Annotated in this window: 27 protein-coding genes and 1 pseudogene; 18 read left to right on the top strand and 10 right to left on the bottom strand. The window is 66.0% G+C overall.

Annotated elements, in window-relative coordinates:
* Positions 1-269 (bottom strand): annotated as a pseudogene (locus FFS08_RS14545) (quinone-dependent dihydroorotate dehydrogenase); the annotation flags it as partial.
* Between the two features lie 273 nt (positions 270-542).
* On the opposite strand from FFS08_RS14545, the gene FFS08_RS14540 reads away from it, so the two are divergent.
* From FFS08_RS14540 to FFS08_RS14475, 14 genes are all read left to right on the top strand, one after another.
* Positions 543-1,454, top strand: coding sequence for a DUF6597 domain-containing transcriptional factor (locus FFS08_RS14540; protein ID WP_137862489.1), 912 nt, complete (start codon positions 543-545; stop codon positions 1,452-1,454).
* A 79-nt stretch (positions 1,455-1,533) separates the two neighbouring features.
* Positions 1,534-2,010 carry an SUF system Fe-S cluster assembly regulator gene (locus tag FFS08_RS14535; protein WP_137862490.1) on the top strand — a complete coding sequence of 159 codons (477 nt, stop codon included), beginning with the start codon at positions 1,534-1,536 and terminating at the stop codon, positions 2,008-2,010.
* 2 nt (positions 2,011-2,012) lie between these two features.
* Positions 2,013-3,476 carry a Fe-S cluster assembly protein SufB gene (sufB, locus tag FFS08_RS14530; protein ID WP_137862491.1) on the top strand — a complete coding sequence of 488 codons (1,464 nt, stop codon included), beginning with the start codon at positions 2,013-2,015 and terminating at the stop codon, positions 3,474-3,476.
* Positions 3,473-4,027 carry a hypothetical protein gene (locus FFS08_RS14525; protein WP_137862492.1) on the top strand — a complete coding sequence of 185 codons (555 nt, stop codon included), beginning with the start codon at positions 3,473-3,475 and terminating at the stop codon, positions 4,025-4,027. The genes sufB and FFS08_RS14525 overlap by 4 nt, the downstream gene beginning before the upstream one ends.
* A 24-nt stretch (positions 4,028-4,051) precedes the next feature.
* A complete protein-coding gene (gene sufC, locus FFS08_RS14520; protein ID WP_137862493.1) occupies positions 4,052-4,795 on the top strand; it encodes a Fe-S cluster assembly ATPase SufC in 744 nt (247 codons plus the stop codon).
* Positions 4,792-5,097: a hypothetical protein gene (locus FFS08_RS14515; RefSeq protein WP_137862494.1), complete on the top strand. Its 306-nt coding sequence runs from the start codon at positions 4,792-4,794 to the stop codon at positions 5,095-5,097. The genes sufC and FFS08_RS14515 overlap by 4 nt, the downstream gene beginning before the upstream one ends.
* The gene (locus FFS08_RS14510) at positions 5,094-6,176 is read left to right on the top strand and encodes a SufD family Fe-S cluster assembly protein (protein ID WP_171012615.1); all 1,083 of its coding nucleotides are present in this window, start codon (positions 5,094-5,096) and stop codon (positions 6,174-6,176) included. The genes FFS08_RS14515 and FFS08_RS14510 overlap by 4 nt, the downstream gene beginning before the upstream one ends.
* Positions 6,177-6,201: 25 nt before the next feature.
* Positions 6,202-7,413 carry a cysteine desulfurase gene (locus FFS08_RS14505; RefSeq protein ID WP_137862496.1) on the top strand — a complete coding sequence of 404 codons (1,212 nt, stop codon included), beginning with the start codon at positions 6,202-6,204 and terminating at the stop codon, positions 7,411-7,413.
* A complete protein-coding gene (locus FFS08_RS14500; protein ID WP_137862497.1) occupies positions 7,410-7,955 on the top strand; it encodes an SUF system Fe-S cluster assembly protein in 546 nt (181 codons plus the stop codon). Before FFS08_RS14505 ends, FFS08_RS14500 begins: the two co-directional genes overlap by 4 nt.
* Positions 7,955-8,305, top strand: coding sequence for a HesB/IscA family protein (locus FFS08_RS14495; protein ID WP_137862498.1), 351 nt, complete (start codon positions 7,955-7,957; stop codon positions 8,303-8,305). The genes FFS08_RS14500 and FFS08_RS14495 overlap by 1 nt, the downstream gene beginning before the upstream one ends.
* 95 nt (positions 8,306-8,400) lie before the next feature.
* Complete coding sequence (mgrA, locus tag FFS08_RS14490; RefSeq protein ID WP_137862499.1) at positions 8,401-9,462, top strand: L-glyceraldehyde 3-phosphate reductase; 1,062 nt, start codon at positions 8,401-8,403, stop codon at positions 9,460-9,462.
* Complete coding sequence (locus FFS08_RS14485) at positions 9,459-9,926, top strand: GreA/GreB family elongation factor (RefSeq protein WP_137862500.1); 468 nt, start codon at positions 9,459-9,461, stop codon at positions 9,924-9,926. The genes mgrA and FFS08_RS14485 overlap by 4 nt, the downstream gene beginning before the upstream one ends.
* 26 nt (positions 9,927-9,952) lie before the next feature.
* Positions 9,953-12,136, top strand: coding sequence for a penicillin acylase family protein (locus FFS08_RS14480; RefSeq protein ID WP_137862501.1), 2,184 nt, complete (start codon positions 9,953-9,955; stop codon positions 12,134-12,136).
* A 21-nt stretch (positions 12,137-12,157) separates the two neighbouring features.
* Positions 12,158-13,012 carry a hypothetical protein gene (locus FFS08_RS14475; RefSeq protein ID WP_212742019.1) on the top strand — a complete coding sequence of 285 codons (855 nt, stop codon included), beginning with the start codon at positions 12,158-12,160 and terminating at the stop codon, positions 13,010-13,012.
* On the opposite strand, the gene dinB is transcribed toward FFS08_RS14475, so the two are convergent.
* Positions 13,009-14,076: a DNA polymerase IV gene (dinB, locus tag FFS08_RS14470; RefSeq protein ID WP_137862503.1), complete on the bottom strand. Its 1,068-nt coding sequence runs from the start codon at positions 14,074-14,076 to the stop codon at positions 13,009-13,011. The two genes, FFS08_RS14475 and dinB, sit on opposite strands and share 4 nt — an antisense overlap.
* Position 14,077: 1 nt before the next feature.
* Positions 14,078-14,680: a TetR/AcrR family transcriptional regulator gene (locus tag FFS08_RS23530; protein WP_171012614.1), complete on the bottom strand. Its 603-nt coding sequence runs from the start codon at positions 14,678-14,680 to the stop codon at positions 14,078-14,080.
* 171 nt (positions 14,681-14,851) lie between these two features.
* Here FFS08_RS23530 and FFS08_RS23525 point away from each other — a divergent pair, with 171 nt between their 5' ends.
* From FFS08_RS23525 to FFS08_RS14450, 4 genes are all read left to right on the top strand, one after another.
* Entirely contained in the window at positions 14,852-15,079 is a 228-nt protein-coding gene (locus tag FFS08_RS23525; protein WP_163923417.1) for a hypothetical protein, read from the top strand.
* A 65-nt stretch (positions 15,080-15,144) separates the two neighbouring features.
* Positions 15,145-16,824 (top strand): TnsB C-terminal domain-containing protein, encoded by a 1,680-nt coding sequence (locus tag FFS08_RS14460; protein ID WP_093064536.1) that lies wholly within the window; start codon positions 15,145-15,147, stop codon positions 16,822-16,824.
* Positions 16,821-17,747, top strand: a complete 927-nt coding sequence (locus FFS08_RS14455; RefSeq protein WP_093064538.1) for a TniB family NTP-binding protein — start codon at positions 16,821-16,823, stop codon at positions 17,745-17,747. The genes FFS08_RS14460 and FFS08_RS14455 overlap by 4 nt, the downstream gene beginning before the upstream one ends.
* Positions 17,748-17,759: 12 nt before the next feature.
* Positions 17,760-18,902, top strand: a complete 1,143-nt coding sequence (locus FFS08_RS14450; protein ID WP_137862505.1) for a TniQ family protein — start codon at positions 17,760-17,762, stop codon at positions 18,900-18,902.
* 150 nt (positions 18,903-19,052) lie between these two features.
* On the opposite strand, the gene FFS08_RS14445 is transcribed toward FFS08_RS14450, so the two are convergent.
* The 7 genes from FFS08_RS14445 to FFS08_RS14415 form a co-directional block, all read right to left on the bottom strand.
* Positions 19,053-19,613, bottom strand: a complete 561-nt coding sequence (locus FFS08_RS14445; protein ID WP_137862506.1) for a hypothetical protein — start codon at positions 19,611-19,613, stop codon at positions 19,053-19,055.
* A gap of 467 nt (positions 19,614-20,080) precedes the next feature.
* Positions 20,081-20,350, bottom strand: a complete 270-nt coding sequence (locus tag FFS08_RS14440; protein WP_042469217.1) for an HU family DNA-binding protein — start codon at positions 20,348-20,350, stop codon at positions 20,081-20,083.
* 207 nt (positions 20,351-20,557) lie between these two features.
* Positions 20,558-21,334 (bottom strand): arsenical resistance protein ArsH, encoded by a 777-nt coding sequence (gene arsH / locus FFS08_RS14435; protein WP_042469215.1) that lies wholly within the window; start codon positions 21,332-21,334, stop codon positions 20,558-20,560.
* Positions 21,334-21,768, bottom strand: coding sequence for an arsenic resistance N-acetyltransferase ArsN2 (gene arsN2 / locus FFS08_RS14430; RefSeq protein ID WP_042469214.1), 435 nt, complete (start codon positions 21,766-21,768; stop codon positions 21,334-21,336). Before arsN2 ends, arsH begins: the two co-directional genes overlap by 1 nt.
* Positions 21,765-23,051 (bottom strand): arsenic transporter, encoded by a 1,287-nt coding sequence (locus FFS08_RS14425; protein WP_042469213.1) that lies wholly within the window; start codon positions 23,049-23,051, stop codon positions 21,765-21,767. The genes arsN2 and FFS08_RS14425 overlap by 4 nt, the downstream gene beginning before the upstream one ends.
* On the bottom strand, positions 23,051-23,479 hold the full coding sequence (arsC, locus tag FFS08_RS14420; RefSeq protein WP_042469211.1) for an arsenate reductase (glutaredoxin): 429 nt from the start codon (positions 23,477-23,479) through the stop codon (positions 23,051-23,053). The genes FFS08_RS14425 and arsC overlap by 1 nt, the downstream gene beginning before the upstream one ends.
* 11 nt (positions 23,480-23,490) lie before the next feature.
* Complete coding sequence (locus FFS08_RS14415; protein WP_042469209.1) at positions 23,491-23,823, bottom strand: ArsR/SmtB family transcription factor; 333 nt, start codon at positions 23,821-23,823, stop codon at positions 23,491-23,493.
* Positions 23,824-24,032: the final 209 nt, after the last annotated feature.

Genomic DNA, 24,032 nt, shown 5'->3' with positions numbered 1-24,032 from the left:
GGTTGGGGGCGGGGCGTGAGCGTGCCCACCTCGACCGCGCCGAAGCCCAGCGCGAACAGGCCGGGAATCGCCTCGGCATCCTTGTCCAGGCCGGCGGCCAGCCCGATTCGATTGGGGAAGGTCAATCCTCCCAATTGGACAGGTGATTCCACCATTTCGGATCTGAAAACGGTGCCGAGCGATTCCCAGAGCGCGAGCGCGCGGATCGCGGCGCGGTGCGCCCTTTCGGCATCGAGCGCGAACAGCGCGGAACGGAGCGGATAGGCCATGGCGGATGGCCTTCGCATCGCTTTTCCTCTCCGTAAAGCTGCGTATGTCGATTCCTTCCAATACCGCCGGGCGGGGCTCGGCTAGGTGGAAACTGCGACCCGAGGGGTTTCCGCTCAATTGGGGGAACCCTTTCCTTTTGGCCCGGTCTGGCTTCGGCTGACCGGGCCACTTTTCTATTCCGCGACCGCGCGGTATATTTGCGTCAGAAAATAAGGAATCCGGGAAGGGAAGAGTCTCGGATCAACAGGGTATAAATGCGGGGCGCAACCAGGATGAAACCGGCCCAACCGGCCGCCGAGAATGACCGCGATCCGCGGCCGCAGATCGAATTCCGCAAGGCGGAAGGCGCGCTGCTCCCGCATGTCGAGTCCTATTATCTCTACCGGCACGACGCACAGGACATCGAGGGGATCGAGCGGGTCGATCTCGGCCAGCTTCGTTTCGTCATCAAGGGCGAGGGCGAAGTCCACTTCCCCGACGGCCATGCCGAGAAGACCCGGCGGGTGATGGTCAACGGCCCCGGCACCGCCGCGGCCACCTACAAGATCCGCGGGCCCTTTCACTGCTTCGGCGTGTCATTGCGCGCGATCGGCTGGAAGGCGCTGATCGATTTGCCAGCGCACAAGGTGGCCGATCATATCGTCGACGGCGAGAAGCTGTTCTGCGAACAGGCCGGGCTGCTCTGGCATCGGCTCCACAAGATGGAGACGCTGGAGGAGATGATCGGCGCGATCGAGCCGCTGCTCAAGATGCGCCAGCACGAAGTGAAGCCGGTGCCGCCTGCGCACCTGGCCTTCCTGCGCGCGGTGCGCGAATGGGCGGCGACCACGGATCCGACGATCGACGATCTCTATGCGCGCATTCGCCGGAGCTCGAACATCGGCGAGCGTCAGGTGCAGCGGCTGTGCAAGGACTATTTCGCCGGCTCGCCTGCGCATCTCAAGCGCAAGTTCCGCGCGATCGGCGCCGCGATGCGCATCTATCAGGGCGCGTCGGTGGACGATGTGGTCGAGCCCTTCTCCGACCAGTCGCACCTGATCAACGAGATACGGCACTTCACCGGGCACACGCCCACTTCGCTGCGCGCCGGCATCGATCCGGTGCTGGCGGTGACGCTCGACAACGAAACCTTCCACTTCCTGCCGGACGTGATCCCCGAATCGGTTGACCTTCGGCGCCGCTGAGCCCATTTGCGCAATCGGAACGTTTTTGTCCGATTGAGTCCGCTGCGCGGTTGCGCATGAGGACCAGCAAGGGAAGTGCGTGCGTCTTTCGAGCCTTGCCGACTATGCGGTCGTGATGATGTCCGCCGCGGCGCGCCATTGCGGCGGGTCGTGCCGGCTCAACGCGACGCAGCTCGCCGAGGAGACCGCGCTGCCGCTGCCCACCGTGCAGAAGCTGGTGAGCAAGCTTTCCGCTGCGGGCCTGATCGAGAGCGCGCGCGGCACCGGCGGCGGTTTCCGCCTGGCGCGGCCGCCCGCGGCGATCACGCTGGCCGACATCGTGGAAGCCGTCGAGGGCCCGATCGCGCTCACCAGCTGCGTCGATGCCGGCAAGCAGGATTGCTGCGTGCAGGACAGCTGCAAGGTGAAGCCGCACTGGAATGTCGTGAACGGTGCTGTAAAGGGCGCGCTCGCGGGCATTTCCCTCGCCCAACTTTCCAGCGCGCCGGCCGAGGCCGGGGCGCAGCATCCGGCAGATCAAATCCGGACCCCGGCGCTGGCCGGGGAGCAGGTGTAAGCATGGCTACGAAGAACGCGGAAGCACTGGCGGCCGCCAACAAGAAATATGAATGGGGCTTCGCCTCGGACGTCGAGCAGGAGTTCGCGCCCAAGGGGCTGAACGAGGACACCGTCCGCTACATCTCGGCCAAGAAGGGCGAGCCCGAATGGATGCTCGACTGGCGGCTGAAGGCGTTCCGGATGTGGCAGGAGATGACGCTGCCCGAATGGGCGAAGCTGTCGATCCCGCACATCGATTATCAGGACGCGTACTATTACGCCGAACCCAAGCAGAAGAAGACGATCAACTCGCTCGACGATCTCGATCCCGAGATCCGGCGCACCTATGAGAAGCTCGGCATCCCGATCGAGGAGCAGAAGGTGCTCGCCGGCGTGGAGGGCGCGCGCAAGGTGGCGGTCGACGCGGTGTTCGACAGCGTCTCGGTCGCGACCACCTTCCGCGAGGAGCTGAAGGCGGCGGGGGTGATCTTCCTGTCGATCAGCGAGGCGATCCGCGAATATCCCGAGCTGGTGCGGAAGTGGCTCGGCAAGGTCGTGCCGGTGCGCGACAATTTCTATTCGGCGCTGAACAGCGCGGTCTTTTCCGACGGCACCTTCGTCTATGTGCCGGAAGGCGTGCGCTGCCCGATGGAGCTCAGCACCTATTTCCGGATCAATGCGGAGAATACCGGCCAGTTCGAGCGCACGCTGATCGTCGCCGACAAGGGCGCATACGTCTCGTATCTCGAGGGCTGCACCGCCCCGATGCGCGACGAGAACCAGCTCCATGCCGCGGTGGTCGAGCTGGTCGCGCTCGACGATGCCGAGATCAAATATTCGACGGTGCAGAACTGGTATCCGGGCGACGAGAACGGCGTCGGCGGCATCTTCAACTTCGTGACCAAGCGCGCGCTGTGCGCCGGCAAGAACTCCAAGGTGAGCTGGACCCAGGTCGAGACCGGCAGCGCGATCACCTGGAAATATCCCAGCTGCATCCTGCAGGGCGACGGCTCGGTGGGCGAATTCTATTCGGTCGCGGTCACCAATGGCCGCCAGCAGGCCGATACCGGCACCAAGATGCTGCATATCGGCCGGAACACTCGCTCGACGATCGTCTCCAAGGGCATCTCGGCGGGCAAGTCGAACAACACGTACCGGGGCCGCGTGCTGGTGAATGCGGCGGCGGAGAATGTCCGCAACTTCACCCAGTGCGACAGCCTGTTGCTGGGCGACCAGTGCGGCGCGCATACGGTGCCCTATATCGAAGTGAAGAACCCCTCGGCGCAGATCGAGCACGAGGCGACCACCTCGAAGATCAGCGAGGACCAGATGTTCTACGCGATGCAGCGCGGGCTCGACCAGGAAGCGGCGGTGGCGCTGATCGTCAACGGCTTCGCCAAGGAAGTGCTGCAGCAGCTGCCGATGGAGTTCGCGGTCGAGGCGCAGAAGCTGCTCGGGATCTCGCTGGAGGGGAGCGTCGGGTGATCCTCGCCGCGCTCCTTCTCCTCGCCCAGGACGTGCCCGCCACCCAGGCGGTCGGCGTGCCGGCGGAGGACGAGGCGAACATCGTCGTGCGCGCCACCTTCGGGCGCACCACGATGCTGTTCGACAAGGGCGCCGACGGGCGGTTGCGCAATTGCCGGGTGATGATCTCCAGCGGCAGCCAGCGGCGCGACACCACGGCCTGCGAGGCGACGCCGGTCTGCTATGCCAAGACCGCCGATGAAGTGACCGATTGCCGCGAGCTGAGCGTGCTGGAGCAGGCGGCGGCCGCCGCCTCGGGACCGTCCAGGCCGGTTTCCGCACCCGGCAAGCAGGTCTTCGAGCTGCCCAAGCTGGTCCAGCCCAAGCCGGTGCTCTCCGCCGATCTGGTGGGGCCGACCGGCAATGGCGAGGACAGCCGCGAGACCGAGCGCCAGCGCGTGAAGCCGATTGCGCCGCCGGCGAACCCGGCGTCGGACGGCCCGGTGGTGCGCTTCACCACGGGCAACCAGCCCCAGCGCGACGATACCGACAAGTCAGAAAAGCGGCCCTGAGCCGCCCGAGGAATGAACGAAGCGATGTTGAAGATTACCGACCTCCGCGCCGAAATCGACGGCAAGGAAATCCTCAAGGGCCTGAGCCTCACCGTGAATGCGGGCGAGATCCATGCGATCATGGGGCCGAACGGCGCCGGCAAGTCGACGCTCGGCTACACGCTGGGCGGGCGCCCCGGCTATGAGGCGACCGGCGGCAGCGTGGAATTCGACGGGCAGGACCTGCTCGAACTCGCACCGCATGAGCGCGCCGCGGCCGGCCTGTTCCTCGGCTTCCAATATCCGGTCGAGATCCCCGGCATCTCCAACCTCCAGTTCGTGCGCGAGGCGCTCAACAGCCAGCGCCGCGCCCGCGGCGAGGCGCCGCTCTCCGGCGGCGAGTTCCTCAAGCTGGCCCGCGCCCAGGCGGATGCGCTCGGCATGGATCCGGAGATGCTCAAGCGCCCGGTCAATGTCGGCTTTTCGGGCGGCGAGAAGAAGCGCAACGAAATGGTGCAGATGGGCATCATCGGCCCCAAGCTGGCGATCCTCGACGAGACCGACAGCGGGCTCGACATCGACGCGCTCAAGGCCGTGGGCGAGGGGATCAACCGCATCATGCGCGCGCCCGGCAAGGCCGTGCTGCTGATCACCCATTATCAGCGGCTGCTCGACTATGTGCAGCCGGACTTCGTCCATGTGCTCGCCGACGGCCGCATCGTCCGCTCGGGCGGGCCCGAACTGGCGCTCGAGCTGGAGCGCGAAGGCTATGGAGCGGTGGCCGCGTGATTCTTTCCCTGCTCCTCATGCTGCAGCCGGCGCCCGCGCCGCAGGACGAGTTGAACATCGAAGTCGTCGGGCGCCGGCTCGCGGCGATCTCCGCGACCGTCGGCCAGGGTGCCGGCGGCAAGCTCGGCTGCGCGCTGAGCGCGTCGAGCGGCTATGCGAAGCTGGACGAGCAGCTCTGCCGCGCCGCGACTGAGTGCGTCCGCAAGGGCGCGCGCGATTCCGCGGCGGTGAAGGCCTGTATCGACAAGCGCAAGCCGGCGCTGCTCGCCGACTTCAAACAGGCATGGAGGAAGGGGCAGTGACGACGCTTGCGCTTCCCACGCCGCGCCAGGAGGAATGGCGCTGGGCCGACATGGCGACGCTGAAGGCAGCCGCCGACAGCCCGCGCGGCGCGACCGCGATCGATCCGGCCGGCCTGTTTCTCGATATCGAGGGGCCGCGGCTGCTGTTCGTAGATGGCCGCTTCGAGCCCGCGCACAGCCGGCCCGGCCCGGTGCAGGTGACCAGCCAGGTCGCGACCACCGATCACCCGCTCGGCAGCCTGGCCGAGGGCGAGGGCTGGTCGCTGCATCTCGGCGAGGAACATGCGGCGACGGCGATCCAGATCGTCCATGTCGGCACCGGCGGCGAGAGCCATGTCCCGGCCCGGCTGATGTTGGGCGAGGACGCAGTCGCGTCGGTGATCGAGACCTATGCCGGGATCGGCTGGGCGAACCGGCTGACGACATTGTGCCTCAAGCGCGGCGCACGGCTGATGCGCTCGGTGCGGCTGCTCCAGGATGCGGGCTTCGTGTCGCTGCGCGAGGAAGCCGAAGTGGGCGAGGCGGCGAGCCTCGTCTCGGTGTTCCTCGGCGCCGGCGGCATGGGCAGTCGGATCGACGGGGCGCTGCTGGTGAACGGCAAGGGCGGGTTCGCCGAGATGGGCGGGGCGCTGCTCACGTCGGGCAGCCAGAGGCAGGAAGCCGCGGTCGTGGTGCGGCACGAGAATGTCGAGGGCACGTCGCGCCAGCTGTGGCGCGCAGTGGCGGCGGACAAGTCGGCGGCGAGCCTGGCGGCGCGGGTCGAAGTGGCGCGCGGCGCACAGCAGACCGATGGCGAGCAGTCGTTGCGCGGCCTGTTGCTCCAGCGCACGGCGACGGTGAACTTGAAGCCCGAGCTGGAGATCTTCGCCGACGACGTGAAGTGCGCGCACGGCGCCACGGTAGGCGAGCTCGACAAGCAGGCGCTCTTCTATCTGCAGAGCCGCGGCATCGACCGGGCCCGCGCCCAGGCGCTGCTCACCCGCGCCTTCGTCGCCGATGCGCTGGCGCGGATCGGCGAGGATGCGGTGCGCGAAGCCTTTGCCGCGGATGCCGACCGCTGGCTGGATACGGCGCTGTGAGCTTCCTTCTTCAGGGTGACGGGAAATGAGTGTGGCGATCGATACGCCCCCCCTTGATCTGCTCGCCGATTTCCCGGCGATCCCGGCCGGCTGGCACTATCTCGATACCGCGGCGACTTCGCAGAAGCCCCGGCCGGTGCTCGACGCAATCAATCGCGCCTATGGCGAGACCTATGCCACCGTGCATCGCGGCGTCTATCAGCGCTCCGCCGACATGACGCTCGCCTATGAGGCGGCGCGCCGGCGCGTGGCACGGTTCCTGGGCGGCGCGGAGAACGAAATCGTCTTCGTTCGCGGCGCGACCGAGGGGATCAACCTGGTCGCGCAATGCTGGGCCGGTACGCAGCTCGAGGCCGGCGACCGCATCCTGTTGTCCACGCTCGAGCATCATTCGAACATCGTGCCCTGGCAGATGGTCGCCGAGCGCGTCGGTGCCGAGATCGACGTGGTGCCGCTCACCGCCGACCAGCGCATCGACCTCGACGCGATGGCCGCGATGCTCACCGATCGGCACAAGCTGGTCGCGCTGGCGCATGTCTCCAACGTGCTGGGCTCGGTGCTCGATGCGAAGCGGGCGACCGAGCTCGCGCATGCGGCGGGTGCGAAGATCCTGCTCGACGGCTGCCAGGCAGTGCCGCGCATGCCCGTCGACGTCGCCGATATCGGTTGCGACTTCTATGTGATGTCGGGCCACAAGCTCTACGGCCCGACCGGCATCGGCGTGCTCTGGGGCCGCTACGACCTGCTCGAAGCGATGCCTCCCTATCAGGGCGGCGGATCGATGATCGATCGGGTGACCTTTGCCAGGACCAGCTACGCCCCGCCGCCGGGCCGGTTCGAAGCGGGAACGCCGCACATCGTCGGCGTGGTCGGGCTGCATGCGGCGATCGACTATGTGGACGGCATCGGACTGGAGCGCATCCATGCGCACGAGGCCGCGCTGGTCGCGCAGGCGCGCGAGGCGCTGTCGCAGCTCAACTCGGTCCGGCTGTTCGGCCCCGCCGACAGCGCCGGCATCGTGAGCTTCGCGGTGGAGGGGGTGCACCCGCACGATGTCGCCACCATATTGGACGAAGGCAATGTGGCGATCCGTGCCGGGCATCACTGCGCGCAGCCGCTGATGGATGCGCTGGGCGTGCCCGCCACCGCGCGGGCGAGCTTCGGAGTCTATAATGGCGCGGACGACATCGCCGCGCTGGTGAAGGGTATTGAACGCGTGACGAGGATCTTCGGGTGAACCAGGAACGCAAGATCGCAGTCGAGGAAGTGGACGCCGTGGCGCTGCCGCCCAAGGCGCGCGTGGAGGACGCGTTTGATGCGTCCACCGAAACATCGGCGGGCGTTGCGCTTGATGCGTCCACCGAAACATCGGCGGGCGGGGCGAAGAGTCTGGGCGAGACGTTCGAGCGCAAGCGCGACTATCTCTCGGGCTTTCTCTCGCAAAAGCCGCAGGCGCTGTCGGGCACCGAGCCGGGCGGCGCGCTTTACGAAGCGGTGATCGATGCGCTGAAGGAAATCTACGATCCCGAGATTCCCGTGAACATCTACGATCTGGGCCTGATCTACGGCGTCGACATCACTGCCGACGGCCATGCCGCGGTGCAGATGACGCTGACCACGCCGCATTGCCCGGTGGCCGAATCGATGCCCGGCGAAGTCGAGCTGCGCGTCGGCTCGGTGCCGGGGATCGGCCATGCCGAAGTCAACCTCGTCTGGGATCCGCCCTGGGATCCGCAGAAGATGAGCGACGAAGCCAAGCTCGAACTGGGGATGCTGTGATGACCGCCGTTCGCGAACGCCCCGCCGCGCTCAAGCTTACTCCGGCAGCCGAGCAGCGCATCGCCGATCTGATGGCCAAGGCGCCGGAGGGCACGGTGGGCGTCAAGCTCTCGACGCCGCGCCGCGGCTGTTCGGGGCTGGCCTATTCGGTCGACTATGTCACCGAGGCCAAGCCGTTCGACGAGAAGATCGAGACGCCCGGCGGCACCTTCTATGTCGATGGCGGCTCGGTGCTCTACCTGATCGGCTCGATCATGGACTGGCAGGAGGATGATTTCACCGCCGGCTTCGTCTTCCAGAACCCGAACGCCAAGGGCGCCTGCGGCTGCGGCGAGAGCTTCACGGTATAGCCGTCGTCCCGGCGAGCGCCGTGATTTCGTGCCCCTGGCTTCCGCCGGGGCGGCGACGGGGTTAGGGCAGCCTGAAATTCCATCGGAGAGACACGATGCCCCATCCGTCTGCCTGGCATGCCGATCCCGCTCGCTATGACGGGCGCATGCCCTATCGTCGTTGCGGCCGCTCGGGGCTCGACCTGCCGGCGATCAGCCTCGGCCTCTGGCAGAATTTCGGTGGCGCCGACGTGTTCGAGACCGGCCGCGCGATGCTGCGCCGGGCGTTCGACCGGGGCGTCACGCATTTCGATCTCGCGAACAATTACGGCCCGCCCTATGGCTCGGCCGAGGAGAATTTCGGCCGTGTCCTGGCAAGCGACTTCGCCGGCCATCGCGACGAGCTGATCGTCTCGACCAAGGCGGGCTGGGACATGTGGCCCGGGCCCTATGGCGATGTCGGCGGATCGAGGAAGTATCTCATCGCCTCGTGCGACCAGAGCCTGAAGCGGATGGGGCTCGACTATGTCGACATCTTCTATTCGCACCGTGTCGATCCGAAGACTCCGCTCGAGGAGACGATGGGCGCGCTCGCCCAGCTCCACCGCCAGGGCAAGGCGCTCTATGTCGGCATCTCCAGCTATTCGCCCGAACTGACGCGCCAGGCCGCCGCGATCCTCGCCGAGCACAAGGTGCCGCTGCTCATCCACCAGCCGAGCTATTCGATGCTCAACCGCTGGATCGAAGGCGAGCTGCTCGATACGCTGGGCGAGCTCGGCTCCGGCTGTATCGCCTTCTCGCCGCTGGCGCAGGGCATGCTGAGCAGCAAATATCTGCACGGCGTGCCGGCGGATGCCCGCGCGGCCAGGGGCGGCTCGCTCAACCAGCGGCTGCTCTCGGACGAGAATATCGAGCGCATCCGCGCCCTGCATGCGATCGCGCAGAAGCGCGGGCAGACGCTGGCGCAGATGGCGATCGCCTGGGTGCTGCGCGATCCGCGCGTCACGTCGGCATTGATCGGCGCGCGCACGGTGGAGCAGCTCGACAACTCGCTCGATGCGGTGAACAATCTCGATTTCGGCGCGGAAGAGCTGGCCGAGATCGACGCCCATGCAACCGATGGCAGCCTGGATCTCTGGAAGGTCTCGTCGAGCATAGAGGAACTCCCCCAGGCATGAGCGTAGCGTTTCGCCGCGAAAGCGACGAGGAACACAAGGAACCGAAGTTCGAGCTGCCGCTGCCGCCGGGGCCCAATCTGGTCACGGCGCGCGGGCTTGCGCTGATCGAGGCCAGGGCGGCCGCGCTGGAAGCCGCGGTGGCGGCGGAGAGCGGGGACGAGGCGCGCGAGGTGTTGAGGCGCGAGCTGCGCTACTGGAATACCCGCCGTACCACCGCGCAGATCGCGCCGGCACCTGAGGAAGGCGTGGTCGGCATCGGATCGCGGGTGCGGATCCGCCTGAACGGCAAGGAACGGCTGATCGATCTGGTCGGCCATGACGAAGCCGATCCTTCGGCGGATCGCCTCTCGTTCCAGGCGCCGCTCGCCAAGGCGCTGATCGGCGCCGAGGAAGGTGACAGGCTCGATTTCGGCGGGCGCGGGCAGGCGATCGAGATCGTCGCGATCGAAACGATTCCGGACTGAGCCGAACTGCGCTTAAGGTGGCGGGCATGACTCGCTTCCTGCTTGCCGCCGCGCTGCTCGCCTCGACTGCTTCCGTCTCCGGCGCGCATGCCCAGACCGATGCCGCCCGCTGGAAAGCGGAAGCGGCACGCGTGACGATCGCCCGCGACGACTGGGGCGTCGCGCACATCCGGGGCGATACCGATGCCGATGCGGTGTTCGGGATGATCTATGCCCAGGCCGAGGACGACTTCAACCGGATCGAGACCAATTATCTGGTGAGCCTGGGCCGGCTCGCCGAGGCGGAAGGCGAAGGGGCGATCTGGCAGGATCTGCGCCAGCGGCTGTTCGTCGATCCCGAGATGCTGAAGGCCGATTATGCCAGGAGCCCGGCCTGGCTGCGCAAGCTGATGAGCGCCTGGGCGGACGGGCTGAACTATTATCTGGCGACGCACCCGGAGGTGAAGCCGCGGGTGCTCACCCGCTTCGAGCCCTGGATGGCGCTCAGCTTCTCCGAAGGCAGCATCGGCGGTGATATCGAGCGGGTGCCCCTGAGCCAGCTCCAGGCCTTTTACGGCAAGCAGAAGCTGGCGATGACCGATGCCGAGAAGGGGCTGGTCTTCAAGGAGCCCAAGGGCTCGAACGGTTTCGCGATCGCGCCGAGCCATACCAAGGACGGCCATGCGCTGCTGCTGATCAATCCGCACACCAGCTTCTTCTTCCGCTCCGAGCAGCAGGTGACGAGCGGCGAGGGGCTAGACGTCTATGGCGCGGCGACCTGGGGCCAGTTCTTCATCTACCAGGGATTCAATGCGCGGGCGGGGTGGATGCACACGTCGAGCGGCGTCGACAATGTCGACGAGTTCGCCGAGACGATCGTCAGCAACGTGCAGGGCACGGCGTTCGGCTATCACTATGGTGCCGAGACGCGGCCGGTGACGATCAAGCCGATCACCATCACCTATCGCGCTGCGGACGGCAGTCAGGCGCAGCGCAGCTTCCGGACCTATGCCACGCATCACGGACCCGTGGTGCGCGAGGCCGACGGCAAGTGGATCGCGGTTGCGCTGATGAACAAGCCGGTCGAGGCGCTGCAGCAGAGCTTCCTGCGCACCAAGGCGAGCGACTATGCGAGCTTCCTCAAGATCGCCGAGCTCAGGGCCAACAGCTCGAACAACACGCTGTTCGCGGATTCGAAGGGCGAGATCGCCTTCCTGATGCCGCAGTTCATGCCGGTGCGCGACGATCGCTTCGACTATCGCAAGCCGGTCGACGGCAGCGATCCGGCGACCGACTGGAAGGGGCTGCACAGCCTGGCCAGCCTGCCCCAGGCAGTGAACCCGAAGAACGGCTGGGCCTTCAACGTCAACAACTGGCCCTGGACCGCCGCGGGCATCGACAGCCCGAAGGCTGCGGACTTTCCCCGCTATTTCGACCAGGCCGGCGAGAACCCGCGCGGCGCGCACGCGCTGCAGGTGTTGAACGCGCGCGCGGACTTCACGCCCGAGACGCTGCGCCGGGCGGCCTATGACAGCTTCCTCCCCGCCTTCGACCGGCTGCTGCCCGGGCTGGTCGCCGCTTGGGAGAAGCTGCCCGGTGGCGATGGGCGCAAGGCGAAGCTGGCCGAGCCGGTGGCGCTATTGAAGAGCTGGGACCGGCGCTGGAGCGCGGAATCGTCCGCGACTTCGCTCGCGGTGTTCTGGGGCGAGGCGCTCTGGGGGGCCTCGGCCCAGCCGGCCAAGGATGCAGGCATGTCGGTGTGGGACTGGATGGCCGAGCGGGCCACCGATGCGCAGCGGATCGAGGCACTGGCCTCGGCCGTGGATCGGCTCGGCCAGGATTTCGGCGACTGGCGGGTGCCTTGGGGCGAGATCAACCGTTTCCAGCGCAACGACGGCGCGATCGTCCAGAAGTTCGGCGATGCGAAGCCGAGCATCCCGGTGCCCTTCACTTCGGCGCAATGGGGTTCGCTCGCGTCGTTCGGCGCGAAGCGCTGGCCGGGCACGAAGCGCTATTACGGCACGCTCGGCAACAGCTTCGTCGCGACGGTGGAGTTCGGGCCGAAGGTGCGCGCCTGGGCGGTAACGGCAGGCGGCGAGAGCGGGCATCCGGACTCGAAGCACTTCAAGGACCAGGCCGAGCGCTATGCGGCGGGCGATCTGCGGCCGGTCTATTACTATCCCGAGGACCTGAAGGGGCATGTCGAACGGATGTATCGGCCAGGGGAATAGCTTGCATGAATCTGCATGTTTGTGCTACGCACCGGCTATCGCGCTGCCTCCGGGGGGATTATGGCGACGCTCGCAGATTCCGCTCTTGAACCGTCACGTCCAGGCGTTTTCACAACCTTTGTAGACCGCTGGATCTATGTCTTCATGGCCACGCTGTTCGTGGCTGTTGTGCTGATCGGCTTCGTTCCCGATTCGCTCGGGAAGCTGTCGGCGGTCCGCTTGGGGCAAAGGCCGCCCTTCCCGGCGATCCTGCATGTCCATGCTGTGCTGATGGGCAGCTGGTTGCTGCTGCTTCTCGCGCAGACGCTGCTGATGGCGACTGGCCGGCGCGGTCCGCACAAGCAACTGGGCATGATCTCGTTCGCGCTCGCGCCGGCGCTGGTGATCGCGGGCTTCCTCCTGATCCCGACGATGCACAGACAGATGGCCGATGCGATCCTGCACGCCCCTGCGTCCGTGGCGGCGCAGCTCAAGCCCATTTATGAATTCATGCTCAACATCATGCTCGTCCAGATGCGGATCGGCATCCTGTTCGCGGCGCTGATCGGGTTGGCTCTCTGGGCGCGGACGTGGGATGCGGGCCTGCACAAGAGGCTGATGATTCTGGGGACGTCCGCCGCGCTGCCGGCGGCGACCGACCGGATGCTCTGGCTGCCCTCGACGCTTCCGGATAGCCCGCTGACGGCGGACCTGTGGCCGCTGGCGGTGATCGCGCCCATGTTCCTCTGGGATCTCTACCGGCTGCGCAAGGTCCATCGGGCCTATCTGATCTATCTGGCCGCCCTGCTCGTGCTGGCGGTTCCCACGCACCTTTTGTGGGGCACATCGGCCTGGCGCGCGATCGCGTTGGGAATATTGGGGATCGAGGGAATCTAGAACGGCAGTTCCTCGCCCAGCCGCTCCTCGAAGTTCGACACCGTCACGCCCACCAGCCTGATCCCCTTGGGCGTGGGCAGCACCGAGCGGATCAGGGACAGGCTCATTTCCCGCAAGGCCTCGCGGCGGTCGACCAGCCCGGCGGTGAGGCTGCGGCTGCGGGTGATGATCTGGAAGTCGCCATATTTCACCTTCACGGTGACGGTGCGGCCGAACTCCTGCGCATTCTCGCACCAGGTCCAGACTTCCTCGGCCATTTCCAGCACGCCCGCCTCGATCTCGGCATTCTCGACCAGGTCGCGGTCGAACGTGGTCTCGGAGCCGGAGGATTTGCGCGGCAGGTCGACATGCACCGGCCGGTCGTCCTCGCCGCGCGAGATCGCGTGATACCATTCGGCCGCGCTGCCGAAATGGGCGCGCAGGAACTCGATCGGCTTGGCGCGCAGGTCCGCGCCGGTCTCGATGCCCAGCGCATGCATCTTCTTCGCGGTCACCGGCCCCACGCCGTGGAAGCGGGCGACCGGCAGCGTCTCCACCCAGGCGGGCCCCATTTCGGGCGTTACCGCGAACTGGCCGTTGGGCTTGCGCTGGTCGGAGGCGAGCTTGGCGAGGAACTTGTTGTACGAGATGCCGGCCGAAGCGGTGAGGCCGGTTTCCGCGAGAATGCGCGCCCGGATTTCCTTCGCCGTCGCCCAGGCGGTCTCGATCCGCCGCAGATTCTCGGTGACGTCGAGATAGGCCTCGTCGAGCGAGAGCGGCTGGATGATGGGCGTATAGTCGGCGAAGATCGCGTGGATCTGCTTCGAGACCGCGCGATAGACCTCGAAGCGCGGCTTGACGAAGACCAGCTCCGGGCAGCGCCGCATCGCAGTGACCGAAGGCAGGGCGGAGCGCACGTCGAATCTGCGCGCCTCGTAGCTCGCCGCCGCCACCACGCCGCGTGCCGCCGCATAGCCGACCGCGACCGGCTTGCCCCTGAGCGCGGGATCGTCGCGCTGCTCCACCGATGCGTAAAAGGCATCCATGTCGACATGGATGATCTTGCGGACCGGCGGCGCGGCCATGTCAGTCGTCCGCCGGCTCCAGCGCGGCGGCGAAGATGCGCGTCAGGCGCTTCTGGAAACGTTCGGCTTCCGCGTCGGTGCAATCGCCCGGATCGATCGCGAGCGTGTTGTGCATGATGCCCATGCCCATCAGCACGGCGAAGGCCATGGCGGCGCGCATCTCGGTATCCTGGCCGCCCAGCACGCGCGCGATCGGTTCCAGGATGTCGGTGTCGATCGTCTCGCGGATGATCTCGCCGGCCTTGGGCGATCCGATCGAATGCAGCAGGATCAGAATCTGGTCGATATGGAGATCGCGCTCGTCTTGTGGCGTATCGTCATCGTCGAGGAAGAGCTGGGCGAAATGCGCGGCGAGCGTCTCGCGCGTCGCGCCTTCCATGAAATCCTTGTCGTCGTCGCGCAGCGTCTCGCGGAACAGGGCTTCCTTGCTGCCGAAATAGCGACTGACCAGCGCCGGATCGACGCCCGCATCGCCCGCAATCTCGCGCAGGCCGACATTCTCGTAATTCTCGCGCGCAAAATGCTTGCGGGCCGAGGCGAGGATCGCTTCGCGCGTCGCAGCCGCGTTGCGCGACCGCGGCAAGGCCTGGACGGGCGGGATCATGGGCGTCCTTTTATCGCTAACAGGCGGGTAGTCAACCATTGTGGACATATGTCTACAGTCGTTGACAAGTTCCCTGAACGCGCTTAGCGGGGGCCAAATCGGAAGTCGTTCGTTTCCAGTAACGGCACCGCGGAGGATGTCCGGCCTGGGGCACGGATTTAGGGATCGAACATGCATTCGAAGAACCGTCAGCTGCTTATCCCGGCTCTCGCAGCCACGCTTGCTCTCGCCGGTTGCGGCGGCGGCGGACCGCAGATGCCGCAGCAGGGGCCGCCGCCCGTCACCGTCTCGGCACCGCTGGTGCAGGACGTGGTCGACTGGGACGAGTTCGTCGGTGTCGGTTGTACTGAATCGGTGGACGCACACGGCGAGCGTCACCTAGGGTCCGTCCACTCCTGAAATAGTGGACATTCTCCTCAAAAGAGCGGACGCTCGCCAAGCTGGATCAGCCGAGGCGTCGTATCATGCGAACCGCGGACCTGAAGACGGCGAGCGACGCTGACTGGGCAGAAGCGCACCGCCGCGAGAAGATCATCCGCCCACTAGCTGCCCTGGCCCGCGTCCCGGGCAACGCAGCCGCCGAAGCGCTGGATCATCTCGGGCTCGGTCGCGCCCGTTTTCACGAACTTCTCCAGCTTTATCGGGCGTCGCCAGTCGCCGCCTCGCTGTTGCCGCGCCCACGGGGCCGGGAGAGGGGAGAGCAGCGGCTTTCATCTGCTGCCGAGCAGTTGATCTCCCGAGGCATCGCGGAGTGTTACCTCACCCTCGAGAAGCCAAGTGTCCAGGCGCTCCGCCGCTGGCTCCGACATGAGGGGCAGAAGATCGGGCTGAAGGTGCCCAGCACCAAGGCGATCCAAGCGCGATTGGACAGACTGGCTCCCAAGACCGTCATGGCGCGCAGGCAAGGGTCGAAGGCCGCTGCTGACAAATGGGAGCCGACGCGAGGCGTGTTGAACGCCAGCTACGCGCTGGAGCTCGTCCAATCGGACCACACGCTGGTCGACGTGATCGTCGTCGACGATCTGTATCGCAAGCCAATCGGTCGGCCGTGGCTCACCCTGATGGTTGATATCGCGAGCCGCACGGTACCGGGGTTCCACCTCGATATGCTCGCACCCTCGGCCGTGTCGGTCGGCATGTGCATGCGTCAAGCCGTTCTCCCCAAGGCCGATTGGTTGGCCGAGCGCGGCATGAAGGCACCTTGGGACAATCAGGGTCTCATGGATCGGCTGCATCTCGACAATGCACGCGAGCACCGCTCCGATGCTTTGAAACGTGGTTGCCGTGCCCACTCGATATCGATCGAATACCGCCCGGTGCGTCGCCCGCACTTCGGTGGCCACATCGAGCGGCTGATCGGGACGGTGATGGGCACCGTCCATCTTCTGCCCGGCACTACCTTCTCCAATGTCGCGGAGCGCGGCGATTATGACTCCGAGGGTGAAGCGTGCATGACGCTGGGCGAGTTGGAGGTCTGGCTCGCCGCGCAGATCATCGGTCCATACCACGCCGAACGGCACCGCGGGATCGGCATACCGCCGGCGCTCGCTTGGGCCGAGGCGATGGACCGCCGACCGGAGCTGGGCCGCCTGCCGGTGGATCGCGCCACGTTCCTGTTTGACTTCCTGCCTTGCGAGCTGCGTGCAGTGACCCCGCACGGCATCGAGCTGTTCCACACGCATTATTGGCATGATGCGCTGTCGTGCTGGTACACGCGATCCGGGCAGACGATGCCAGTCCGCTGGGATCCGCGCGACCTTTCCCGCATCTGGCTCGAGCTGCCGCACGGTGAGCACCTCGAGGTGCCCTACCGCGACTTGCGGCGTCCCGCGATCACCCGCTGGGAACAGAGGGAGGCGGTTCGCGCCTTGCGCGAGCGCGGCCAGCAGGCCGTAGACGAGACGCTGATCTTTCAGGCGGTAGAGACGCAGCGGCTGATCGTCGCGGAAGCGGCTCACAAGACCAAGGCAGCACGGCTCGCACTTCAGAAGACTAAGGCGGCGCTGAATGACGCGCGCCGGGCCAGGAGCAGCGGCAAGCTCCCGCTCGAGCAGGGTAAACCTGCCACTCTGCCAAGGTCGACAGATAATGGGGCGAGTGATCGGCAGGCGCTTCCATATCTGGTGGAGGAGATGCCCCGGTGAGCGATCTGTCCCATCTCGCCGAGGGGTACCGCGAGCGCGCGATGTGGGCCGACAAGGAGCGGATCGCCTGGATCCGAATGGATCGGTGGCTCGGCTTTCCCAAAGCAGAGGTCGTGCGCAAGACCTTGGACGGTATGCTGCGCTACCCGCCGCGCACCCGTATGCCGTGTCTGCTGATCTACGGGCAGACGGGGATGGGCAAATCTCGCATCGTCGAGCGCTTCGAGGCAGAAAACCCGAGGGGCTTCAACGAGGCGACAGGCACGGCGACGATCCCGGTTGTGGCCGTTCAGCTGCCGCCGCAGCCGACCGATGGCGAGTTCTACGGCGAGGTTCTCGAGAAACTCGGCGCCGGCTTTGCGGGTCGCGGCGATGTTCAGCGAGCCCGGCAGCTCACTCGCCGGCTCATGGGGCAGGTGGGGGCTCGGATGCTGATCCTGGACGAGATCAACCACATGCTGGCCTGCACGCCGCGCCAGCAGCGTGTCTTCCTCAACACGCTTCGCTATCTAGCCAACGACCTGCAGATCCCGCTCGTCTGCACCGGCAACCACGAGGCGCGCGCGGCGCTGCTCACGGATGCGGCACTGGCCGAGCGGTTCGACGCGGTCGAGCTTGTCCGGTGGCAGAACGACGAGCCGTTTCGGCTGCTGATGGTCACGCTCGCTGCGATCCTCCCTTTACGCAAGCCATCTCAGCTGGAGGAAGAGCGATGCCGCACCGCCATCCTCGACCTCAGCGATGGGAACACCGGCCGCATCTTCCGGCTCGCCGAAACGCTGGCCGTACGAGCGATCGAGAACGGCACCGAGCGGATCGAGGTAGGAGACCTCGACGCCGACGATCTCGTGCTCCCCTCCGTCAGCATGAAGGCGTTGGCTCAGCGCCGCGGCCGCGGGCGAGCGAAGGCGGCGGTCGCTTGAGCCGTGGCTGGGTTGGCGCTGCCGATCGCGCCCCGTCCTCGTCCCGACGAGTTGCCGTCGTCCTGGCTCGGGCGGACCGCGGCCTGCTACGATGTATCGGTCGCCGAGTTCCGGCAGGTGCTATGGACGGCCGGTCCGAGCATGAAAGCGCGGCCGGATGTCGAGTGGGATCCGCACGAGGCGGAAAGCGTCGCAGCCGGTCTGCGGGTCGCGTTGGAGGTCGTGCTCAGCCTCGGGCTCAAGCGCCGCTGGCGGGGGCTCGCGGTGGACTGGTTGCCAAGCACTGACGGCTCCGGCCGAGCGCGAGGTGATCTCGATCTGGCCTGGTGCCACCATTGCCTTGCCGAAGCGCACGAGGCTGGCGGAGCTTATCTCGAAGCGGAGGCGGCGCTGCCGCTCGTCTTCTGTCATCGTCATGGCGCTTGGCGTCAGGATTATTGTCGGCGCTGTCGGCCAAAGCACGCGCCGCGGTTCACCTGGCCGAGCAGCATCGAGTTCGTGTGCGGAGACTGCGGCACGCCGCTCAGGGCGAGCCGCTGGGAGCAGCCGACACCAGCGGCTTATTTCGAGCCGGAGGAGACGGCCGCGGCGCTTCCAATCCTACTTGCGTTCGACGGGGAGGTTCGTAACGCGCTGCTCGGCCATCCCGCATGCTTGCCAGGGATGGAGCCTGTGCCCGCCCGCCAGTTCCTCACCGTGCTGCGCGATCTTACCCGAGCGCTGCTGGCGCCAAGCGCCCTCAAGACCAGTTACATCAACCTGTTCGACTGCCCCTTGCTTCCGATCATGCCGGAGCACAAACCGCACACATGGGGCGAACAGCCTTATTATGAGCTTTCGCCATCCGGTCGAGCTCACGTTCTGAGCGCGGTGGCAGCGCTCCTCGCCGACGAGCCCGTCAGCCGCCTGATGTCGGGCGCACATCTGCCTTTCCGCGAGCGCCTCACGCTGGAAAAGCTGCTCAACTATGTGCCTCGCTGGGTACAGGCATTGCTGATCCGAAGCAGTGCGGGCTGGCCTGCGCGCCTGCGCGTCCGCGTCGATGCCCATCAGCGACAAACGGGTATGGACGCGAACGACGTTCTGGCGCAGTTTAATGCGTGGCGGGCCGAGCGCGAGCAACGGCAACGCGAACGCACGTCGCTGATCGGGTAGTTTCGGCGGCGATAGGGCAGTAAGTCCCTCCAGCAACACGCTAATCAGCCAGTTCGATAAGAAATATTATGTTAAATGCAGAGCTTTTTGGATTTAGACTTTATGGATGGAGACAGGTCTGACGGACGTCTGACGATCTCGAACGCCGCGTTATGAACCCGCGTCTTCAGCCTCGATTGCCGCAACATCCATGTCTGGCGCCCGTACTACCTCAAGCGCGACGTTGGCGATCTCGACCGCGGTGATCTGAAGCTGCGTGATCGGCGTCGACGGCGCGTCCACACGCTCGAGGCCGTTCTCAGATATCTTGACGAGGAATCGGTCGACGTCGTTCAGGACGACGAACCTGATCGATTGTTCCTCGTCCAGCGCGAGCTGCTGGACGGTGCCCTCGTATGCGATCGTGAAGCACTCGTGGCTCGTCTTTGTCAGCACATAGGCGACGACAAACGAGTCTCCCTTCTTGACCGCTTGGACGGCCGGGTTGAGCCAGCCGAACGCGATCGCGTCGGTCTTCCCGCTAACTGCTTCCCGCTGCACCAACCAGTGCGCGATCGAGCCCGTCGCGGCTCCGATGAGGAGCATCGCGAAAAGCCACATTTCCAGCGCGAGGTCGGACGCATCGCGTGCCCCAGCGCCGCCGCGGCGAGCGCGCGATAGATATTTGGATCGAAGCCGGGGTCGAAACAGACGCTTGTCGCCCGGCACCATGCCGCCTGGGCGGCGAAGAAGCCGGTTCCCAGAAGGTGCCCTGCGATGGTGCCGAACACCACGATGAACAGCGTCACCGTAGAGTTCGGCCGGTCCGGGGTTGGGCTGAGGAAATCGGTGCGCTCGCCGACGCGCCACCCTGCCCAGAAGCAGAGCCCCAGGAAAAGCAGCAGCAGTGCGAGGAACAGCGAGTAGCTGAACGTCACGGCCGTTACGCCGTGGCGGGAACCGCTACATCCTTGCTGTCGCGGTCACCGCCAGCGCTTGGATCGACCACATATACGCCGTTCTCGACGCGCGAGGCCTGACGCACGGCCGCCCACGTGCCGAACCTCCCCTTCACCTGCCGGGCCAGCCGCATAGATTTGGCAGTGTTCACGCGCATGTCATTCTCCAACGCCTTAGATAGCGAATAATTCGTGAACATCCAACACGTGGCCGGGCGACGCCGGCCGGTGCTGTCGAGCCTACAGTCGGTCCTTAAGCGCCTTGGCCGGCGTGAATGTGATTTTCTTCGACGCCGCGATCGTGATCGCCTCGCCGGTCGACGGATTGCGCCCGGAGCGCTCGGGCGTGTCCTTCACCTTGAATTTGCCGAAGCCGGGAAGCGATATCTCCTCACCCTTGGCGGCCGCCTCCGCGATACCCTCGAGGAGCCCAGCCATGACCTCGAGGGCCTGCTTCTCGGTGACGCCCCGCTTGGCGGCAACGTCCTTGGCCAGATCCTTGGTGTTCATCGTCAAGCACGCTCCCCTTCATCTGTCGCTGTAGCGACCTGAAGCGATAATCGCGTCAGCGCAAGACAGGTAGCGCTCGACGATCCAGCTGACGCCTGGGGAGGCCGGCCACGCAGGTTGAAACCCGTAGGTTTCTCAAAGCGCAGAGCACAAGCCGGATTAGCCGGCGGGACCACATTAGCGTGGCTCGCTTCGGCAAACGTCGCATCAGCCGCCTGCCTTGACGGCGTGCCGGCCACGCGGTTTGGCCGCAATCGCTATGCTCGACAGATCGGTCGCGCGGTCGATTGGCACGCCCGCCGCTTTCCGCTCTGAGTAGCGATCAACAAGCTGAACCGCGTGCGGGCGCAGCAGCACCGTGAACCGCACCAGTTCCTCCATCATATCCACGATCCGGTCATAGTAGCTGGACGCCTTCATGCGCCCCGCGTCATCAAACTCGTTGAACGCCTTGGCAACGCTCGATTGGTTCGGGATCGTGATCATTCGCATCCAGCGACCCAGCACGCGCAGCGTGTTGACGCTGTTGAACGATTGCGATCCGGCCGACACCTGCATGACCGCCAGCGTGCGCCCCTGTGTCGGACGCATCCCGCCCATAGAAAGCGGCAGATGATCGATTTGAAGCTTCATAATGCTCGTGATCTGGCCATGCCGCTCCGGGCTGCACCACACCTGCCCTTCCGACCATAAGGACAGCTCGCGCAGCTCGTGGACGGCCGGATGGTCGTCGCCAGCATGTTGGTCAGGCAGCGGCAGGGTCGATGGATCAAAGATGCGCGTCTCGCAGCCGAAGAACCGGAGCAGGCGTGCCGCTTCCTCAACGCACAGCCGGGAGAAGGACCGTTCGCGCAGCGAACCGTAGAGCAGAAGGATACGCGGCGCGGGATCGAGCGGGCCGAGCCTCACGGCGGGTCGCTGGATGGCATAGGCCGGATCGAGCGCCGGCATGATATTGGGATCGGCGAGCGTGCGGAGCGGCATCAGAGGGCTTTCACGAGGTAGGCGGCCGACGCGGGGCACAGTGCGGTGAATTCGCGCGATGCGGCGATGGCCGAGGGAGCAGCGCCGCGATCGGCATCGGCATAGCCGAGCGCCCGGAAGAATGGTGCGGCCGTGGTCGTCAGGAGGTGCAGGCGCTCCACCCCGAGGTCGTGTGCCTGTCGTTCGAGGGCGGCGACCAACACCCGCCCGAGGCCATGTCGACGTCGATCGGGGACGACGACGATCGAGCGGAGCAAGCGGTCGGACCCTTCTCCCTCGAGCCCACCGAAACCGACGAGGCTATCGGCCTCAATCCGGATGATCAGGCGGCCGGGATCGGCGATATCGGCACTCGGCAGGTCCGCGGCATCGAGCAATTGTGCCAAGCCAGCCAGACCGGCAGGTTCGAGCAACGTGGCGACCGTTCTGGTCATGCGATGCTAATCCTGATTGCAAGCGCCGCGAGCGTGATGAGCAGCACCGGTACGGTGAGCGTGACGCCGACACGGAAGTAATAGCCCCATCCGATCCGCACGCCCTTTTGCCCGAGGACATGGAGCCAGAGCAGCGTCGCGAGTGAGCCGATCGGCGTCAGCTTGGGGCCGAGATCGCAGCCGATCACATTGGCGTAGATCATCGCTTCCTTGATCGCGCCGCTCGCGTGCGTGGCGTCGATCGAGAGCGCGCCCACCAGCACCGTCGGCATATTGTTCATAACCGACGACAGGACCGCTGCGATGACGCCCGTTCCTAGCGCCGCGCCCCACACGCCGCCTTGCGCGGTGCGATCCAGCAGTGCTGCCAGATGGTCGGTCAGGCCGGCGTTTCGCAGGCCATAGACGACCAGGTACATGCCGAGCGAGAAGATCACGACCTGCCAGGGTGCGCCGCGCAGCACCTTGGCCGTTGGGATCACATGGCCTCGCCCCGCGATCACCAGCAGCAGGATCGCGCCGGCAGCGGCGACGGCGCTGACAGGGACGCCGAGCGGTTCGAGCAGGAAGAAGCCGGCGAGCAGCAGTGCAAGAACGATCCAGCCCGCGCGGAATGTCGCGGCATCGCGGATCGCGTCACGCGGCGCGCGCAGCGCGCCTACGTCATAATCCGCCGGTATGTCGCGCCGGAAGAACAGCAGCAGCGCGCCAAGCGTCGCTGCGATCGACACCAGGTCGACCGGCACCATCACGGACGCATAGTCGCCGAACCCGATCCGGAAGAAGTCGGCCGACACGATGTTGACGAGGTTCGACACGACCAGCGGTAGGCTGGCGGTGTCGGCGATGAACCCCGCCGCCATGACGAACGCCAGCGTCGCCTTGTCGTTGAAGCCCAGCGCCCGCAGCATGGCGATGACGATCGGCGTCAGGATCAGCGCCGCGCCGTCGTTGGCGAACAGCGCGGACACCGCCGCACCGAGCAGCACGATCAGAACGAACAGCCGGCGACCATGCCCCCTCCCCCAGCGCGCGACATGGAGCGCCGCCCATTCGAAGAATCCGGTTTCATCGAGGAGTAGGCTGATAACGATGATCGCGACGAACGCGGCTGTCGCGTTCCAGACGATGCCCCACACCACCGGCACGTCGGACAGCGTGACGACGCCTGCAAGCAGCGCCACGACGGCCCCGCCCATCGCGCTCCACCCGATCCCGAGGCCTTTGGGTTGCCAGATGACGAGCGCGATCGTCGCAACGAAGATCAGGACAGCAAGGAGCATCAGGCGACGCGCTGGCCCGATGCGTCCACCACTTGCTCGCCGTCTTCCTTTGCGAACGCTCCGAGCTGATTGGTCGGCAGCAGGTCGAGCACGGCTTCGGAGGGCCGGCAGAGCTTCACGCCGAGCGGCGATACGACCAGCGGCCGGTTGATGAGGATCGGATGCGCCATCATCGCGTCCACCAGCGCGTCGTCGGATAGCGACGTGTCGCCCAAGCCCAACTCCGCATAGGGCGTCCCCTTCTCGCGCAGCAGTTCGCGGGGTGTCATGCAGGCGCGATCGATCAGCTCGACCAGCAACGCGCGGGCTGGAGGGGTTTTCAGATACTCGACCACGTGCGGCTCGATGCCGGCGTTGCGAATAAGGCCGAGCGTGTTGCGCGACGTGCCGCACTCGGGGTTGTGATAGACGACGACATCGACGGCCACAGGGCGTCCTTTCAGCAGCAGGGGGTGAGTTCGGCGACGAGCGGCGCGCACAGCTCCGCATTGCCGGCGCAGCAGTCCTTGACGAGGAACAGCGTCAGCGCGCGCAGGCCGTCCAGATCGACACGGTAGATGATCGAGCGGCTATGCCGTGCGGAGCGGACCAGGCCAGCGCGGGCGAGGATGCCGAGGTGCGCCGACAGGGTGTTCTGCGGCACGTCGAGCTGACGCGCGATATCGCCGGCAGCCAAACCATCCGGTTCGTGCCGTACCAAGAGGCGGAACGTGTCAAGGCGCGTTCCTTGTGCAAGAGCACCCAGCGCCGAGATGGCATCCTCGTTTTCCATATATCCAGCATAATGGATATGCTTGGTGTGTCCAGCCCCGTATACCCTGCCTTACCGGTCGTTGGCCGGGATGGTTGGGGCCAGGGCTTGGTTGATGCGACAAGCAGCGACCCTGTTGCGGCTACCAGTATTTTGAGATTGCGCGGAATTGCTCCACCGCGACTTTCGTGCCCTCACCTTCTTCGGCATGAACAGGGCAATGATCGATA

Origin of the sequence: Sphingomonas sp. 1F27F7B, assembly GCF_005503355.1 — a bacterium.
GTDB lineage: Bacteria > Pseudomonadota > Alphaproteobacteria > Sphingomonadales > Sphingomonadaceae > Sphingomonas.
This window is presented reverse-complemented; position numbering and strand designations above follow the sequence as displayed.